The sequence below is a fragment of the Acinetobacter sp. HZNU-JH01 genome (assembly GCF_037996845.1).
Classification (GTDB): domain Bacteria; phylum Pseudomonadota; class Gammaproteobacteria; order Pseudomonadales; family Moraxellaceae; genus Acinetobacter; species Acinetobacter haemolyticus.
This window is the reverse complement of record NZ_JBBMZX010000001.1, coordinates 1,059,981-1,074,548: the sequence shown is the minus strand read 5'-3', so window position 1 is coordinate 1,074,548 and position 14,568 is coordinate 1,059,981. Positions and strand designations below refer to the sequence as shown.

The 14,568-nt window shown below is 38.4% G+C and carries 14 protein-coding genes; 10 read left to right on the top strand and 4 right to left on the bottom strand.

What is annotated here, in order from left to right:
* Positions 1-159: 159 nt before the first annotated feature.
* The gene (locus tag AAC851_RS05105) at positions 160-1,149 is read right to left on the bottom strand and encodes an outer membrane protein assembly factor BamD (RefSeq protein ID WP_125501166.1); all 990 of its coding nucleotides are present in this window, start codon (positions 1,147-1,149) and stop codon (positions 160-162) included.
* Between the two features lie 71 nt (positions 1,150-1,220).
* Between AAC851_RS05105 and rluD the strand changes: the two genes are divergently transcribed.
* The 4 genes from rluD (at position 1,221) to AAC851_RS05085 (ending at position 5,308) form a co-directional block, all read left to right on the top strand.
* Positions 1,221-2,270 carry a 23S rRNA pseudouridine(1911/1915/1917) synthase RluD gene (gene rluD / locus AAC851_RS05100; RefSeq protein WP_161421970.1) on the top strand — a complete coding sequence of 350 codons (1,050 nt, stop codon included), beginning with the start codon at positions 1,221-1,223 and terminating at the stop codon, positions 2,268-2,270.
* Positions 2,271-2,453: 183 nt separating this feature from the next.
* The gene (gene pgeF, locus AAC851_RS05095; RefSeq protein ID WP_100833365.1) at positions 2,454-3,194 is read left to right on the top strand and encodes a peptidoglycan editing factor PgeF; all 741 of its coding nucleotides are present in this window, start codon (positions 2,454-2,456) and stop codon (positions 3,192-3,194) included.
* Between the two features lie 82 nt (positions 3,195-3,276).
* Positions 3,277-3,849: a flavodoxin family protein gene (locus tag AAC851_RS05090; RefSeq protein WP_100833366.1), complete on the top strand. Its 573-nt coding sequence runs from the start codon at positions 3,277-3,279 to the stop codon at positions 3,847-3,849.
* Positions 3,850-3,929: 80 nt separating this feature from the next.
* Positions 3,930-5,308 (top strand): IS3 family transposase gene (locus AAC851_RS05085; RefSeq protein ID WP_340600600.1). Its coding sequence is split into 2 segments (ribosomal slippage): positions 3,930-4,457 and positions 4,460-5,308, totalling 1,377 coding nucleotides; the frame shifts between segments, so codons are not numbered across the junction.
* Positions 5,309-5,354: 46 nt separating this feature from the next.
* Here the strand turns inward: AAC851_RS05085 and smpB are convergent.
* The 3 genes from smpB to AAC851_RS05070 form a co-directional block, all read right to left on the bottom strand.
* Positions 5,355-5,828, bottom strand: a complete 474-nt coding sequence (smpB, locus tag AAC851_RS05080) for an SsrA-binding protein SmpB (protein WP_005091452.1) — start codon at positions 5,826-5,828, stop codon at positions 5,355-5,357.
* A gap of 126 nt (positions 5,829-5,954) precedes the next feature.
* Positions 5,955-6,149 (bottom strand): helix-turn-helix transcriptional regulator, encoded by a 195-nt coding sequence (locus AAC851_RS05075; RefSeq protein WP_005091450.1) that lies wholly within the window; start codon positions 6,147-6,149, stop codon positions 5,955-5,957.
* Between the two features lies 1 nt (position 6,150).
* A complete protein-coding gene (locus AAC851_RS05070) occupies positions 6,151-6,387 on the bottom strand; it encodes a hypothetical protein (protein ID WP_005091449.1) in 237 nt (78 codons plus the stop codon).
* 203 nt (positions 6,388-6,590) lie between these two features.
* Between AAC851_RS05070 and AAC851_RS05065 the strand changes: the two genes are divergently transcribed.
* The 6 genes from AAC851_RS05065 to AAC851_RS05040 all read left to right on the top strand — a co-directional run bounded on the left by AAC851_RS05065 (position 6,591) and on the right by AAC851_RS05040 (position 14,557).
* Entirely contained in the window at positions 6,591-7,442 is an 852-nt protein-coding gene (locus tag AAC851_RS05065; protein WP_005091447.1) for a hypothetical protein, read from the top strand.
* Positions 7,443-7,926: 484 nt separating this feature from the next.
* Positions 7,927-10,269, top strand: coding sequence for a hypothetical protein (locus AAC851_RS05060; protein ID WP_340600599.1), 2,343 nt, complete (start codon positions 7,927-7,929; stop codon positions 10,267-10,269).
* Positions 10,270-10,578: 309 nt separating this feature from the next.
* Positions 10,579-11,577 carry a hypothetical protein gene (locus tag AAC851_RS05055; RefSeq protein ID WP_005091443.1) on the top strand — a complete coding sequence of 333 codons (999 nt, stop codon included), beginning with the start codon at positions 10,579-10,581 and terminating at the stop codon, positions 11,575-11,577.
* A gap of 103 nt (positions 11,578-11,680) precedes the next feature.
* Positions 11,681-12,601, top strand: a complete 921-nt coding sequence (locus tag AAC851_RS05050) for a hypothetical protein (RefSeq protein WP_100833368.1) — start codon at positions 11,681-11,683, stop codon at positions 12,599-12,601.
* A 462-nt stretch (positions 12,602-13,063) separates the two neighbouring features.
* On the top strand, positions 13,064-14,191 hold the full coding sequence (locus tag AAC851_RS05045; protein ID WP_125503034.1) for a hypothetical protein: 1,128 nt from the start codon (positions 13,064-13,066) through the stop codon (positions 14,189-14,191).
* On the top strand, positions 14,192-14,557 hold the full coding sequence (locus tag AAC851_RS05040) for a hypothetical protein (RefSeq protein WP_005091440.1): 366 nt from the start codon (positions 14,192-14,194) through the stop codon (positions 14,555-14,557).
* Positions 14,558-14,568 lie beyond the last annotated feature (11 nt).

The following is a 14,568-nucleotide window of genomic DNA, read 5'->3' as shown; positions in this document are numbered from 1 at the left end:
GCATTTGGAAGAATGCAAAAATATTCTTTATCATTGTTGCATAAAATGAAAAACAGGCAAGGATTAACTTGCCTGTTCGCATAATGAGATCAGGTGGCGTTGACATTTTAACCATGCATTACGTTATAGACTAAAACCACACACCCGAACACTTAGAAATTAATTCGCTGCATCTTCTTCGCTGCTTTGCTCAGTTTCTGGTTTATCAAATAATCCGAAACTTAAACGGTTGGTTAAGCTACGACGAGGTGGTTCGATTTGAGTCTCGTTATTTTCAACTTCAATGTGTTGAGATTCGCGCCCCAATAAACCTAAGGTTGCACGGTTAACCCAACTGCCTTCTTTGCGTGCAGCACGAAGATTAACTTCACCATTTGATTTGACTAGATTTGGATAATTGAGTTTAAGAATCTCAATATATTGTTGGGATGTTGTCTTATCCCCAAGTTGTTGATAGCTATAAGCTAAAGTTGCTAATGCTTCAGGTGTTTGTGGGGTTTGAGGATAATACTCAAGAACCCAACGAGCACGTTCAGCCGCTGCTAACCATGCTTTACGTTGAATATTGAAGCGCGCAGCATTCATTTCACTTTCAGCAAGTTCTTGACCGATATATTTCATTCGTTGCGCAGCATCAACAGAATATTGGCTGCTAGGGAAACGACGAATCAAATCAACGAAATTTTGATAAGCAACTTTAATATAGCTTACGTCACGATGCGCCTGTTTCAATGACGTATAACGAATTAAGCTATCGTAGTTCATTTCCATATTCGCAACACCACGAACATAGTAGGCATAGTCTACGTTAGGATGCTGTGGATTTAAACGAATGAATCGATCCGCAAGTGCAATCGTGCCTTCATAATCTTTCTGTTTAAATTTTGCGTAGAGAAGTTCAAGTTGTGCTTGCTGGGTATATTGTCCAGTTGGGAAGTAAGTATCTAACGCTTCTAATGATTTCACTGCGTCAGTATATTGATTGCGTTCAAGAGATTTGAGTGCTTTTTCAAAATAAACTTGTTCACTTGATTGTGGTCCTTTATCAACCACTTCTTTCTTACTCGGATTGCTGCTACAGCCCACAAATGCAGATGCTACACCTAAAGAAAGTGCGAGCACTGTAATTTTATAACGTGGTAGCGACATAAAAACTCCTCTGTTATTCTGGGCAATAAGCTACAATGGTACTATTAAACCATTTTTGTACCGATCATCAAATGACTTCAGCACAATCTTCCAATTCAAACTTCTCTGAAACAGATTTCTTACTCGAAGATTCTGTCGATGCAGATAATCATAATTCTGACTCAACTGCAACACGTTTATCGTTGCAAGTTCAACTCGATGAAAACTATTTAGGTCAACGCATTGATCAAGTCGCTGCGCTGGTGTGGAATGAGTTTTCTCGTGAAAAACTTAAGCAATGGATGAAAGATGGGCATCTGTTAGTAAATGGCAATATTGTAAAACCCAAGTACCGTTGTGAAGGTAATGAATTATTAACGCTTGAAGTTGAACTCGAGGCACAAACATCCAGTCAGCCTGAAAACATTCCCTTAAATATTGTCTATGAAGATGACGATATTATTGTGATCAACAAAGACGTGGGAATGGTGGTTCATCCAGGTGCTGGTAATCCGACAGGGACATTGGTGAATGCTTTACTTTATCATGCACCAAGACTTGCTGAGCTAGCACGTGCTGGTTTGGTTCATCGTATTGATAAAGATACCAGTGGACTATTGGTCGTTGCTAAAAATTTAGAAGCCCAGTTTTCATTGAGTAAACAATTAGCCAAAAAGACAGTTTACCGTGTCTATGACCTTGTGGTGTATGGAAATATTATTGCAGGTGGCACCATTGATGAACCGATAAAAAGGCACCCTGTAGACCGCGTCAAAATGGCAATCCTGCCTGGTGGTCGTGATGCGGTAACACACTACAATGTGAAAGAGCGTTTCCGTGATTTCACTCGTGTTCAAGCGCAATTGGAAACAGGGCGTACCCATCAAATCCGTGTGCACTTTAGCTATTTAGGACATGGGTTAGTGGGAGATCCTGTGTATGTCAATCGTGTGCGCTTTCCAGCTGGGGCTTCAGCTACGTTAACTGATATGCTTCGTGGCTTTAAGCGTCAAGCGTTACATGCTGCAAAATTGGGCTTAGTCCATCCGCGTACAGGTGAGGACATGATGTTTGAAGCTCCTTGGCCAGAAGATTTTACCCAGTTGGTTGAAGTACTACGCACGGAAAATCAGGCATATTAAATGAAGTCTTTCTCCCTCTTGTAGAGCTTTAGTCGCTCCTTATCTCTCCTGAGGGGGATGCTTTTGTGAACTCCATGCTGTTAGCGGTTTTAAACGCTCTCTTCTTAGGCTTAGGCGATTTGAGCCGATTGTGGTTCCACAAGAGAAAGACTGATATAGAAAATATTGCTTAGGAGATATTTTATGGAATTTGTATCAGGTTTACCTAAAGGCATTTACGCAGGACAAACTCGTATTGAGCATCCTCAAGCAATAAGTACAACGAATATAAATTTAGCTGGATTTAATTTGGCTTTACATGTCAATGATGATGCACAGCGTGTGCAACAACACCGTATGCTTTTATTAAATCAATTTTCAGAATTTGGTGTCAATAAGCTGACGTGGTTGACTCAAACCCATAGTACGATTTGTCATACTGTAAATGAACAAACTTCATTTATCGCACTTGAAGGTGATGGTCTCGTCACGCAACGCAAAGGTCATGCACTTATGATGATGACTGCCGACTGTCTACCTGTAGTTTTAGGCAATGCTGAGGGGACAGAAGTTGCCAATTTACATGCGGGTTGGCGTGGCTTGGCGAATGGTATTGTTGAAAATACGGTTACTCAAATGCAATCTTCGCCAACATGGGCATGGTTAGGAGCGGCTATCAGTCAACCTTGTTTCGAGGTTGGAGCTGAAGTAAAAGCTGCTTTTTGTGATAAATATCCTGAATTAGAGTCTGCATTTATGGTAGGGCAAGTCGAGGATAAATATCAGGCAGACCTCTATGCGATTGCTCGATTTATTTTAAATCGTTTAGGTGTTGAAACCGTTTTGGGTGGGGGGCAGTGCTCTTATCAACAGGCGGATGAGTTCTTTTCACATCGCCGTAATAGTAAAACAGGACGAATGGCAACGTTTGTATTTATGCAATAAATCACATCTTTATGCTGTTGATTCGCCTTGTTGTATCTAAAAATGTTAAACTTGAGCTAATTCATTGGTTTTTAAATTTTCCATGTCTGTTATTGAGCAAATTACTCCCCAAGTTAAAGTTTGTGTGATTTATCATAGTCCTTATGGTCATACAGCCAAAGTTGCACAATACCTTGCTCAGGGTGCTGAGCAGGCGGGGGCAGAAGTGCATCTGCTTTCTGTGGCTGCGCCGCAATGGGATTTGTTAGACCAAGCAGATGTGATTGTGATGGGTTGCCCAACCTATATGGGAAGTTTAACCTCTGCATTAAAACAGTTTATGGAAGACTCTTCTAAACGTTGGTTAGCACGGTCATGGCAAGGCAAACTTGCTGCTGGCTTTACCAATGGTGGTGGATTGAGTGGCGATAAGTTAGCTGTTTTACAGCAAATTAATTTATTTGCCATGCAACATGGCATGTTATGGGCTGGTTTACCTTTTATGCCGACTGGACGTAGCCCTTTAGATATTAATCGTATGTCGAGTTTCTTGGGTTTAATGACACAGTCGGATAATGCCAGCGTTGAAATCACACCGCCAGAAGGTGATCTGGAAACTGCACGCAAGTTTGGAAAATATTTAGCGGAATTGAAGCAGAAACATTTCACTGTTTAATAGTGCAATAAAAAAACCTCCAATATGAACTGCACCCCGAAAGTTGGACACTTTTAGTCTAATTTGAAGGGTGCTTTTCTATGGCTAAATATTCTCAAGAATTTAAACTTGAGGTTGTCCAATACTACTTATCTGGTTTTGGAAAGGCTGCTACAGGTCAAAAATTTAGTGTTGACCATATGGATGTTCAGAAATGGGTTACAGCTTTTGAACAATATGGTATTTCAGGTTTAAGTGTAAAAACCACTAAATCCCACTATTCTCAAGAATTTAAATTTCAAGTTGTACAAAGCCTTTTAAATGAAGGACTTTCAGCTAAAGAGGCTTCACAACGGTTTCATATCAGAGAAAAAGCAACCATTCTGCAATGGTTAAATCTATATCATGAATATGGTATAGATGGCTTAAAAGCCAAACCTAAAGGACGAGCCAAACAGATGCCAAAGCCGCAAAGAACCAGAACTCAATATTCTCAAGCAGATCGCGATAAAACACAGGAACAGTTGCTTGAAGAACTTGCATATCTACGAGCTGAGGTTGCACTTTTAAAAAAGCGGAGAGCCTTAAGACTGGAACAAGAAGCAAAAGAAGCAGCCGAACAGCAGCGTTTGCAGAACTTATATCAGGATTAAGGCAAGATCATGAGCTAAAGCATTTATTGCATGCAGCTCAAATGGCTCGAAGCACCTATTTTTATCATGAACAGCAACGCAAACTTGAAGATAAATATAGTGATCTTAAACAACAAATAAAGACGATTTATCATCAACATAAGGGACGATATGGTTATCGTAGGATTACGCTTGCCTTAAGGAATATGGGACGAATCATCAACCATAAATGTGTTCAACGGCTGATGCAGTCTATGCAGCTTAAATCACGTATCAGGGTGATGAAATATCGCTCTTACAAAGGGCAAGTGAGTAAGATTGTAGACAATGTATTACAACGTCAATTTAAAGCGGATCGACCAAATCTGAAGTGGGCTACGGATGTGACAGAATTTAATGTACGTGGTGAGAAATTGTATTTATCTCCAGTCATAGACTTATTCAATGGAGAAATCATTGCATTTCAAACCCAGCGCAGACCACATTATGCTCTAGTCAAAAACATGCTAGACACTGCGTTAGGTAAGCTCAAGCCCGATGACAAGCCTCTTTTACATTCAGACCAAGGTTGGCAATACCAAATGCGTCATTATCAGCAACAGTTGAAACAGCATGGTTTAACACAAAGTATGTCACGTAAAGGAAACTGCTTGGATAATGCAGTGATGGAAAGCTTCTTTGGCATACTTAAATCTGAATGTTTCTATGGAGAGAAATTTAATTCAGTTGATGAACTAGAACAGACAGTGAAAGAATATATACACTATTATAACCATGAAAGAATCAAGGTTAAATTAAAAGGACTGAGTCCTGTACAGTACAGAACCCAGTCCTTAAAAGCGACTTAATCAAACCGTCCAACTTATTGGGGTCAGATCAAATAGGAGGTTTTTACTATTTATGCAACATCCGTGCTTTATCACGTTGCCAGTCACGGTCTTTTTCTGTTGCGCGCTTGTCATGCAATTGCTTACCTTTTACTAAAGCAATTTCAAGCTTTACTAAAGGTCCTTTCCAATAACATGCTAAAGGTACACAAGAATACCCTTTTTGATTCACTGCACCTAAAAGCTTTTCTAACTCGCGGCGAGATAAGAGCAATTTACGTGTACGTGTTGCTTCAGGTACTACATGTGTTGAAGCAGATAATAAAGGCTGAATTTGTGAGCCAAATAAAAAAGCCTCGCCATTTTTAAAAATGACATAACTTTCAGTCAAGCTCATACGACCAGCTCGAAGTGATTTTACTTCCCAGCCTTGTAAGGACATGCCTGCTTCAAATTTTTCTTCAATAAAGTAATCGTGGCGCGCTCTTTTGTTTTGAGCAATCGTGCCACCATTATGTTTTTTTACAACAATCTTGTTCATCTCAACCTTTTGAAAATGAATAATTAAATTCTTGAGTTCTTTCGAGTTACCCGTTTAGTTACCCGTTTTAAAAGGCTCTTAATCTAAAAAGAAAGCCTGCATTTAGCAGGCTATCATATCAGAATTTTACTTGTGTTTTTCTACAACTAATTTAACACTTGATTCGTGCCAAAAGACTTCTTTCTCACTAACTCTAATTGGCTGCGGAATTTCACCCTTTTTAATCATTCGATAAAACTTGGTTCTGCCAATAGAAAGAAGTGCCATAAACTCTTTTGCTCGAATTCTACGATCAATTTTAAAGTTATGTGCAATACCCATTTTACACACCCTCCAAACTTTGAATTTTGACTTTCGTATACAAAACACTAAATGTCGATTCAGGAAAATCACCACGGCGAACCATCTTCCAAAAAGTTGATTCTGTGATATTCAACAAGCCTTTGCTGGCAGGCTTGTATGAAACTTTGCATCTACGGCCACTACGATCCACATAGTCCTTTGCTGGACGTTCAGGATAGTTGACTAAATCTTTTACACGATAACGGGACTCTAACATTTTACTAGTTTCCATTGAGCCAAATTTTACTCAATCATCAATTCAATTACATCAGACTTTTCGTGTGATGCCGACTTAATGACTGTCCATGACCTAATGGTAGTGACTCATTGAGTTTTTTTTTAGCATACTACAAAGATAATAAAATATTATACTAGAATATGTGTTAAATTAATAATTATTATAATATTTTTATTTTGAGTATGATGAAAATTACTAATGAAGACATCAATATTCTAGAGGCGGAAATGCTTAATTGTTACATTTACCATGCAGGTGGTGTAGGGCATTTGGAAGAGCAACAGGCATTCTCTGCTGACGAAATTGAGTTAATAAGAAAATGTATGGCTGATGAGATTTCACTCAGAGGAGAAGCTCAACTCTCACAGTTTTATGAGCTGAATCGGTTATTAGATCGGATTGCTCAACTAAAAGAAGAATTATTGGGGATGGATGATAATCAAAAAAATAAACACAGCGTGGATGGCTATAGACGTATACTTTATGCATACCTAGAACTTGATTTCGATCAGCATGTTTTTCAGCACCCAAAGTTACAACGCCGAATCAATGGCATAAAAAATGTGAAAAAGCGCTATGAAGGTAATCTTTATGAAAAGCGAGAGATCATTTATCGTGTATTACGAGAAACTGCAAAAATAAAAGGACGTTGGAAATCTGTTACAGCTGCAATCAATGATGTTTACCCGACACTGGAAAAAGAGCTTAAAGCCTTTGATCAAAATTGGATCACAAGTCGCGTAGCAGAAAATACCAGCAAAATTGCAGAATTACGGGATGCTTTAGAAAATAATAAAAAGCGTTATAAGGGTGCCTGTGATATCAAAATTCAGGATCGAACTTATATTAGTTACATTAAAAGTCTGGAAGAAGAAAACAGAGAATTTAGACGAGCTTTAAATGCCCATAATGTTGCAGATATTTTGAAGAAAAAAATGGCATTTAACTCGAATGATCAAGAACAGACACTTCTTAATCATGTACGGAATTGTCCAGAACTGCTTGCAGAGATTATTGAAAAAGATTCCAAGTAGGGGGGGAGCTTTCAGAGCGTCTAGAGACATATTCCTTTGAACTACACTGATGCCATTTTTTTGCATAACACTAAAAATTTTGCTTTTAAATTTAAATGAAAAAGAAAATAATATTTTAAAAATATAGCCTAAGCAGAAAAATCTTCTCTGATTTTTTGTTTAGGCTTTTTTTTCTGCCTCGAACTTCTCATTCTTATTTTTGGAATTATTATCATTTATTAATGATTATCATTATTTTGTTTTTATGCCGTGTTTATCCTCAAAAGCACCTTTTTTATTTTATAATTTTGACTAAGTGAAAATAGGTGTGTTTTTTATAAACAAGATTTATGTAATATATAGCTTATAGAATAAAAATGGCTGATTTATGGGTATGGAACTTACTAAAATTGACGTGGATAGAAGAATCAGAGACATTGCTGAGGTTTTGAGAATCTTCCTTTAGCTACATGGGAGGGAGGTCAACTCTGAGGTTATTTATGCATTGGATACATTTTATGAACTTGCCTTACGCCGACAGTTTGGTGAGGAAATAGCAGATAAAAGACAAAAACAGTTAATAGATTTTATTAAAAAATTATTTGATCCAGAACGTAATGATGTTGCTCAATTGGATTATATCAAGCAACATTACCAACAAATACTTTCAACAAAACCGTCTAGAACAGATGATTCAATCTTCGGATTTCATCCATTCAGTACATGCTATCCTCAAGTTAATGCGCTTATTCTTTTACCTAAAAATTGGCGGATTTTTTTCAATGTTCTTGCACAAAACTTATCAAGGTTTTGGATGCATAGATACGCTTTTGATGGGAGTGAGGAGCTATTAATTAGGCAATGGCTCAATAATTTTCCAGCGATGCTAGATAATACTTGGCTGAAAATGTATCGGGATCTTGAGTACTTCAAGGAAAGATTTGATCAATCCTATAACGAATCGAATAAAGTAAAGGTTTTATGTTTAAAACTTGGTTATTGTTTAGACCCCCTAATAGATCCGATAAGAATACATGGTGCGCAACTAGAATGGGCTAAAAACAGGACCCTTCATCATCTAAACATTTTTAGATATGAGGTTAAAAGTAATGAACGAATACTTACGAGCTTTCTAAAACTTGATTTTGGTTCACACTATGATTTTTCTGTATTTGGCATATTTGTCTTCAAAAACCAAAAAACAGAATCTATGGATAGTATAAAGAATGAGGTAGAAAAAATATGGGAAAAGACATACCTCAATCTCCCACTTTATGAACAAAACTCTCGTTTTTTCGATGGGAAAGAGTATTCAACTCAAGAAATCCAAAGAAATAAATATCGAGAGTTGGTGTATAAGCCTTATTGTGAACGTATAATTCATAACGTCAGATCTGGTGTTATAGCTAAAGATAGTGAGAAATATAATTTGTTCATCAGGACAACTTTAAATTATGTCATTAACTCTTCAGCACTGTTTGAGTTATGGATTGCAGGTAAAGAATGTAAGCGATATTTTTGTTGTGAAAATGAGGGGCTTATATATAAACCGCAGACCATAAAGCAAAACACCAAGACCCCAAAAAAACCAAGAAAGCGATCTGAGCCTATCGTAGAAAAATTTGAATTTGGTTTGTGGAAATATTTTAAGTACATCAAGCTTAGAACGATGGAAAAGAAATCTATAAAAAATATTGAGTTTATTTATGGGAACTTGGTAGATCGATATCCTCAGATAGATCCGCAGGTATGGCAGTATTTAATGGAATTGGAAGCATTTGTATATTTATTGGCAAAGTGGAAACAACTACCTATAAATCCCGATAATACTTCTGCTAGGTCAAAGAAAGATGATCGAGGCACTGACTTACAAAAGTTATATATGATATTTTTTCAAAAGATTGATGCGTCAAAACTGTTCTTAGAACGGTTGTTCAGCCATTATGGTTTTGTTTTTAGCCCATCTGTTTTAATTACGTCTATCGCTTTGTGTAAAATTCAAGATGAGCTTAATTATCAGGAATTTTCTAAGCCCTCAGGCGCACAATTGATACGACTTTGTGCTGATATTCGGCAACTGCTTGATCAGCCTTTAAGCAATTTTGCAAACGATTTAAGACACTACCTTGGGCAGAACCCAAATAATGAATTTAAGACGCATGTTCTTCCTAGTTTGAATCAGTATATCGAAACGCTATACCAAAGTGGTAAGAAAGCAAAAACCTTAAGCGCATTGATTAAATCAAATCAGGAACAGGCAAGTCGGGCCAAGAGTCAGTACGAAACTTATTGGACACAAAAAAAGGCATTTGCTGGGGAAAATATTTTTATTTCCTGTGAAGTTAAATGTGCCCATTTTGCATCAAATTTTAAGGCCATTGATCATATTTTTAAAACGACCATTGATAAACTGAATAAGGATACGTCGATACAGCTTCTAGCATATTTGGGGTGTTGGGACATATTGGGTCATGCTGCTCAAATCAACTCGGCTAACATAACTTTTCTATTTTCGGTCTGTAAACGTGATATTGCCATGAAGATGGATTTCATTCAGCACTTTATGCAAAAGTTAGAATTTGTATGCAAAAAATATAACGACACCCAAACTGAAAGTGATGATCAAGTCTCAATAACACAAACGGAAGATCGTTTTTCAACTTTAGTTATCAGAAAACTTAAAGCAGGGCTTATGCAGGGGGAAGAAAAAGCCACGATTGATGCATGGTTCCATTATGTTAGTCAAAAGCCGTCATACCTGAAGATATTACTTGATGGAGAAATCAAGCGCGCAATCAAGGGATCGTCAAACTACAAGGGACGAGTGAAAGCAAAAAATCTCAGCTAAAAAATTTAAACTCAAATCATGATTTTTCATCATAATATAAGGGCGATGCCGTATATTTTTACGGCTTTGGGTTCATTGCATACGGTGCATATATTTATGATATATATAACTAATCTAATAAGTAATCTACATAGATAATCTAATCATTATAATAGCTTACTACTGCTAAAGAAGAACCTACTGATTGTGATACAGCTATTGACTAGATGACAGAGATCATCACTAGGTCTAGCACTATGACTCCATTCATAATGTAAAAAATTAGAGAAGTTCTCCTCCTATGACTTCAAAGTGTCATAGGAGAGTGAAGTGTTTAATCAAGATTATTCTGAATCAGATATTTCTTTTTGGTTTGATTACTTGTTATGTAGTTTCGAGAAGGACTTGGCTCGGCATGGTGCTAAGCATTGGGATCATAAGGACTTGGTACGATTTCTTGCTAATACATCATGGATTGAAGAAATTATCGGACAGCGAAATGAATGGTTATGGTTGCTGAATTTGCCTGATCGAGAGTATTGCCCACGTATTACAGTGTTTGCCAATTGCGTAGCTGAGTACTTTGAACAGTACCCTGAACAGGATCGAAATATTGTACTTCGTTCTCGTCCATTAAGTGTGATGCAGGAGATAATCTTTGACTTTGCCACCAAGTTATTTTCCTCTTCATATAGTCGCATTAAGTCTGATCGTACTTATCAGGCAAAGCAAAGAAGGAAGGTCATTGCTGAGAAACTACGAGAACTTTCAGCGCGTAAGTCCAGATTATTACCGTTTCGTTTTGAGTTGTACTATTTTAAAGCTTATGAAGATTCAGTGAGCAGTCTTGATCTCAGGACTCATCTTGAGCAATTTGTCAAAGAGATAAATAAACCTGAACACTATGTACTGACTGAGCAAGATCGAGATAAAGTTGATTTAGAGATTTTGTTCTATGCCAGAGTGGTTGAGCAAGGCAAAGAATGCGGACATTTCCATATTCATTTTATGGTGATCCTTGATGGGAAACATTTACAAACCCCTTATCGATTCTATCAAGGGGCTGTAAATATTTGGCATCGTGTTACGGAGGGTAGGGGATATTTATATGTCCAACGCAAAGAGAACATTCGTTATCCTATTCAACAGCACATCAATGGTCAGGTCATTGATCGGGCAGATACAGGGCGCATGAATATATTGTTCAATTATGTGGCTCCATACCTCACCAAAATAGGGATCGACAGTGAGCATCAATATTTGCGAATAAAGCCACGTGGTTTTGAAGCCTATGCTTGTAGCCACTTTAAGCATAACAAGGTGAAGTAAGTCGCTTCCAGTCACTAGGCTGAGTGATGGTCAGGATCAAGCAAAATTAAAAAAATACGCCAAACACCTTCCTATGCAATTCAATCGCATAGGAGTTTTTGCAATGAGTTTTTACCAAGTCGAACATCAACATGCCACTCGCCTAGAACAAAATCTACAAAAGTTCTATCAACAAGCACGTTTTGAGAAGTCGGCGTTAGATATGCAATATTGGCATGAGGTATTTTTAGATACGTTGCCTGATTGGAAACCATTGATGCACTATAAAGAATTGGAATTCGATCTGTGGATTTCAATTTTAGCCTATTGTTATCACGCAACATTGTGTGATCTCAAACTTGTATACCTACCTAGTGAAGAAGTGGAGCAGATCAAAGTTTTCATTGCACTCTTGCTGGAAAAGTTACGGGTGGTATATACCAGTGTTCAATTCTTAGAAACGATCAAAGCAGACAACGAGGCGCACGCAAAACGTATTCGTAAATGTGTTGAACAATATGACGCAATTACCATACATCAACACCATCTCAATACGCTGAAATGCTATTTCACCTATCAGGCGGATCAAATCCCTTTAGTCTCGATTTTTGACGTTGCTAAGCATGTAAGCCTTTTTGAAAAAAGGATTCAGAATAGTGCCTTGATTCAAAATGGTTGTTTATTTCTTTATCGCAAAGTATTGCGTATCCCTGAAACGAATCAGTATGTATGTGCTTACTTTCTAACGTTTAATGGCAACGTGCTAAAACAAGCAGAAATGCTTTGTCAGCAACTCAATCAGGAATGGTTGACTGTAACTCATGGCAATGGTTTGGTACTCGATTCAAATTCGGATTTACCATGGGAAGAACGAGATGATAGCTTCCTTGCCATGTTTGAGGAAATGGAAGATATTCGTGATGATCTAGAAGGTATGAGGCGAAATGAGTTTTACAGTGTAGATGATAAGGCGACGCGGTTAAGAGTACGCCCTCGAAAATTTCAACAATTCTTAGCTAAGCCAGTCAAAGGCTTTAATTTTTAAAAGTATCTTTCAATCGCTAGATACACTGCTTATCAAATCAACATCAATCCGTTCGCTCAACTTTGTCTGCTTGACGGCAGACAGAGTGGGGGCTATCCTTTCGATGCTGGCCTACATTGCCAGTGGGTTTTAGCAGACCCTATAAACAAAGACGGTAGTTAAAAGTTTACTTTTATCTGCTGTGGACCCGTTCGTCCCCCATTCTCTTTATGGCAGACGTTTGGGGGACGCGCTTGCGCGTGCTGGTTTCTTTGTTTACCAGTCTGCTAACCCCCATTCGTTCTGCCACCATTATTTAGCAGTGATTTTGGTAGAACTTCTTTAATAAACAAAGGAGTCGCCCATGCGTCTACAAATTCTTAATTTCCCGTTCTTCTCTATCCCCCAGTGCTGTATACGGTTTTGTCATAGCTAAACCAATAACAGCATACATAAAACAATAATTTTATCTGGGGTAAACAAATGAAGGATGTGCATCCTCTGTTTGTCTGTGTGCTCGGATCATTTTTACTGATCGGCTGTGGAAATAAAGATGCTTCCACTGAAGTTTTACGCCCTGACGAAAATGCAGCACTCAGCCAACGACTTGAACCAACACAGCGACCTGTTCTGGTCGAAGCCAAAGCATTACAACCATTTATCAATCTACAACAACTGCCTGAAGCCGAGGTCTCAGATTTTCGTGACTATCTGCATGGTCAATCAGGCAATCGATCTGCACTGCTGCAATTCCGAGAAAAACTGCAACTCAAGCCAAATCAAGTCTTGGTGTTGGGGATAGAAAAACCAAGTCAGCAATCCTTACTGGAATTTCCAAACAATGACTTATTTGCCAGTGCCAATGATTTGGTGATTAACCATGCCCGAATGTTGAAGACTCCAGTTACAGGAGCAGGTAAAGGCGAATTTGAAACGACCGAGCAATACCAGCAACGGATTCAGGCAGAACAAGGCACTTTAAAAAAAGCCACAGCCCATCTCAATGTTGACCTTGGACGATTGGAAGATGCCTTAAATTATTTGGCTTATCCAATTCCCATCAATGTACTTAGTCCATCCAGCGAAGATTCAGCGCAATATGATGCGGATCGGCAGGTTATGCATATACAGGCATCGAGCACCAATGCTGCGGGCTACTACGATTCAACCGTATCTAAGCTCAATCTAGTCTTTAGTGCATCACCCAAAGATGCCGAAATCATTCTAGGCAATCTACGTGATGAACGAGACAAGCGGAATTATCTTGGTTTTATCTTGAGTATGCAGCAAGGGCAATTGGTTTTAGAACAAGCCATCCTGTACCAGCACAATAACAATGATGGTCGCTACCTACGCTTAGCCACCATCAATCCATCACAACTTTATTTAAGCACTCGTCCATTAAATGCAGATGAGTCCAACAAGAATCTCAATGCTGAACAGCCATACCCACTCCAACAAAAACTGCCATTCCTGTTTGGTCTTAAACATTACCGTAATCCTGAACAGCAACAAGCTGAGCCTGAACTCGAAGTTCGACCACCAACTGAAGAAGAAATCACGCAACTCAGCCTAAATGTAGGGTCAAGTGGTATAGAGGGGGCACTGTAAATGTTAGAGATCTTTAAACATAAATCCGTTCGAAATATCCAATTTATATGCAGTCTGTTGTTACTTGGCAGCCTGTATGGATGTGGCAGTAAGGACACACCAACAGAACTTCCTCAAGCTGATGCAGTGCTTCAGCTCTTGCATGCTCAAGATGCCTCAGTGATTCAGATCAAGTTACAGCAATGTCAGGTCGGGAATCTGTTTGTAGGGCAAGAAGGGACAAGTTCCAAATACGATCTCTATCGCTGTCAGATCACGGTTGAACGCTTTGATGATGAATATAAGCAATCCTTCCTCAAAGATCAGGTCGTACATTTACGCCCTTATGATTCAGAAACAGGCTGGCAATTGGTTGCATCGAACTAAGCACGATCAAA

Excerpts from the sequence above, each read along its gene's own strand:
- AAC851_RS05070 (WP_005091449.1), bottom strand. The coding sequence starts at position 6,387 with ATGTTAGAGTCCCGTTATCGTGTAAAAGATTTAGTCAACTATCCTGAA.
- smpB (WP_005091452.1), bottom strand. The coding sequence starts at position 5,828 with ATGAACAAGATTGTTGTAAAAAAACATAATGGTGGCACGATTGCTCAA.
- AAC851_RS05050 (WP_100833368.1), top strand. The coding sequence starts at position 11,681 with ATGAGTTTTTACCAAGTCGAACATCAACATGCCACTCGCCTAGAACAA.
- rluD (WP_161421970.1), top strand. The coding sequence starts at position 1,221 with ATGACTTCAGCACAATCTTCCAATTCAAACTTCTCTGAAACAGATTTC.
- AAC851_RS05045 (WP_125503034.1), top strand. The coding sequence starts at position 13,064 with ATGAAGGATGTGCATCCTCTGTTTGTCTGTGTGCTCGGATCATTTTTA.
- pgeF (WP_100833365.1), top strand. The coding sequence starts at position 2,454 with ATGGAATTTGTATCAGGTTTACCTAAAGGCATTTACGCAGGACAAACT.
- AAC851_RS05105 (WP_125501166.1), bottom strand. The coding sequence starts at position 1,149 with ATGTCGCTACCACGTTATAAAATTACAGTGCTCGCACTTTCTTTAGGT.
- AAC851_RS05090 (WP_100833366.1), top strand. The coding sequence starts at position 3,277 with ATGTCTGTTATTGAGCAAATTACTCCCCAAGTTAAAGTTTGTGTGATT.
- AAC851_RS05075 (WP_005091450.1), bottom strand. The coding sequence starts at position 6,149 with ATGGGTATTGCACATAACTTTAAAATTGATCGTAGAATTCGAGCAAAA.
- AAC851_RS05040 (WP_005091440.1), top strand. The coding sequence starts at position 14,192 with ATGTTAGAGATCTTTAAACATAAATCCGTTCGAAATATCCAATTTATA.
- AAC851_RS05065 (WP_005091447.1), top strand. The coding sequence starts at position 6,591 with ATGATGAAAATTACTAATGAAGACATCAATATTCTAGAGGCGGAAATG.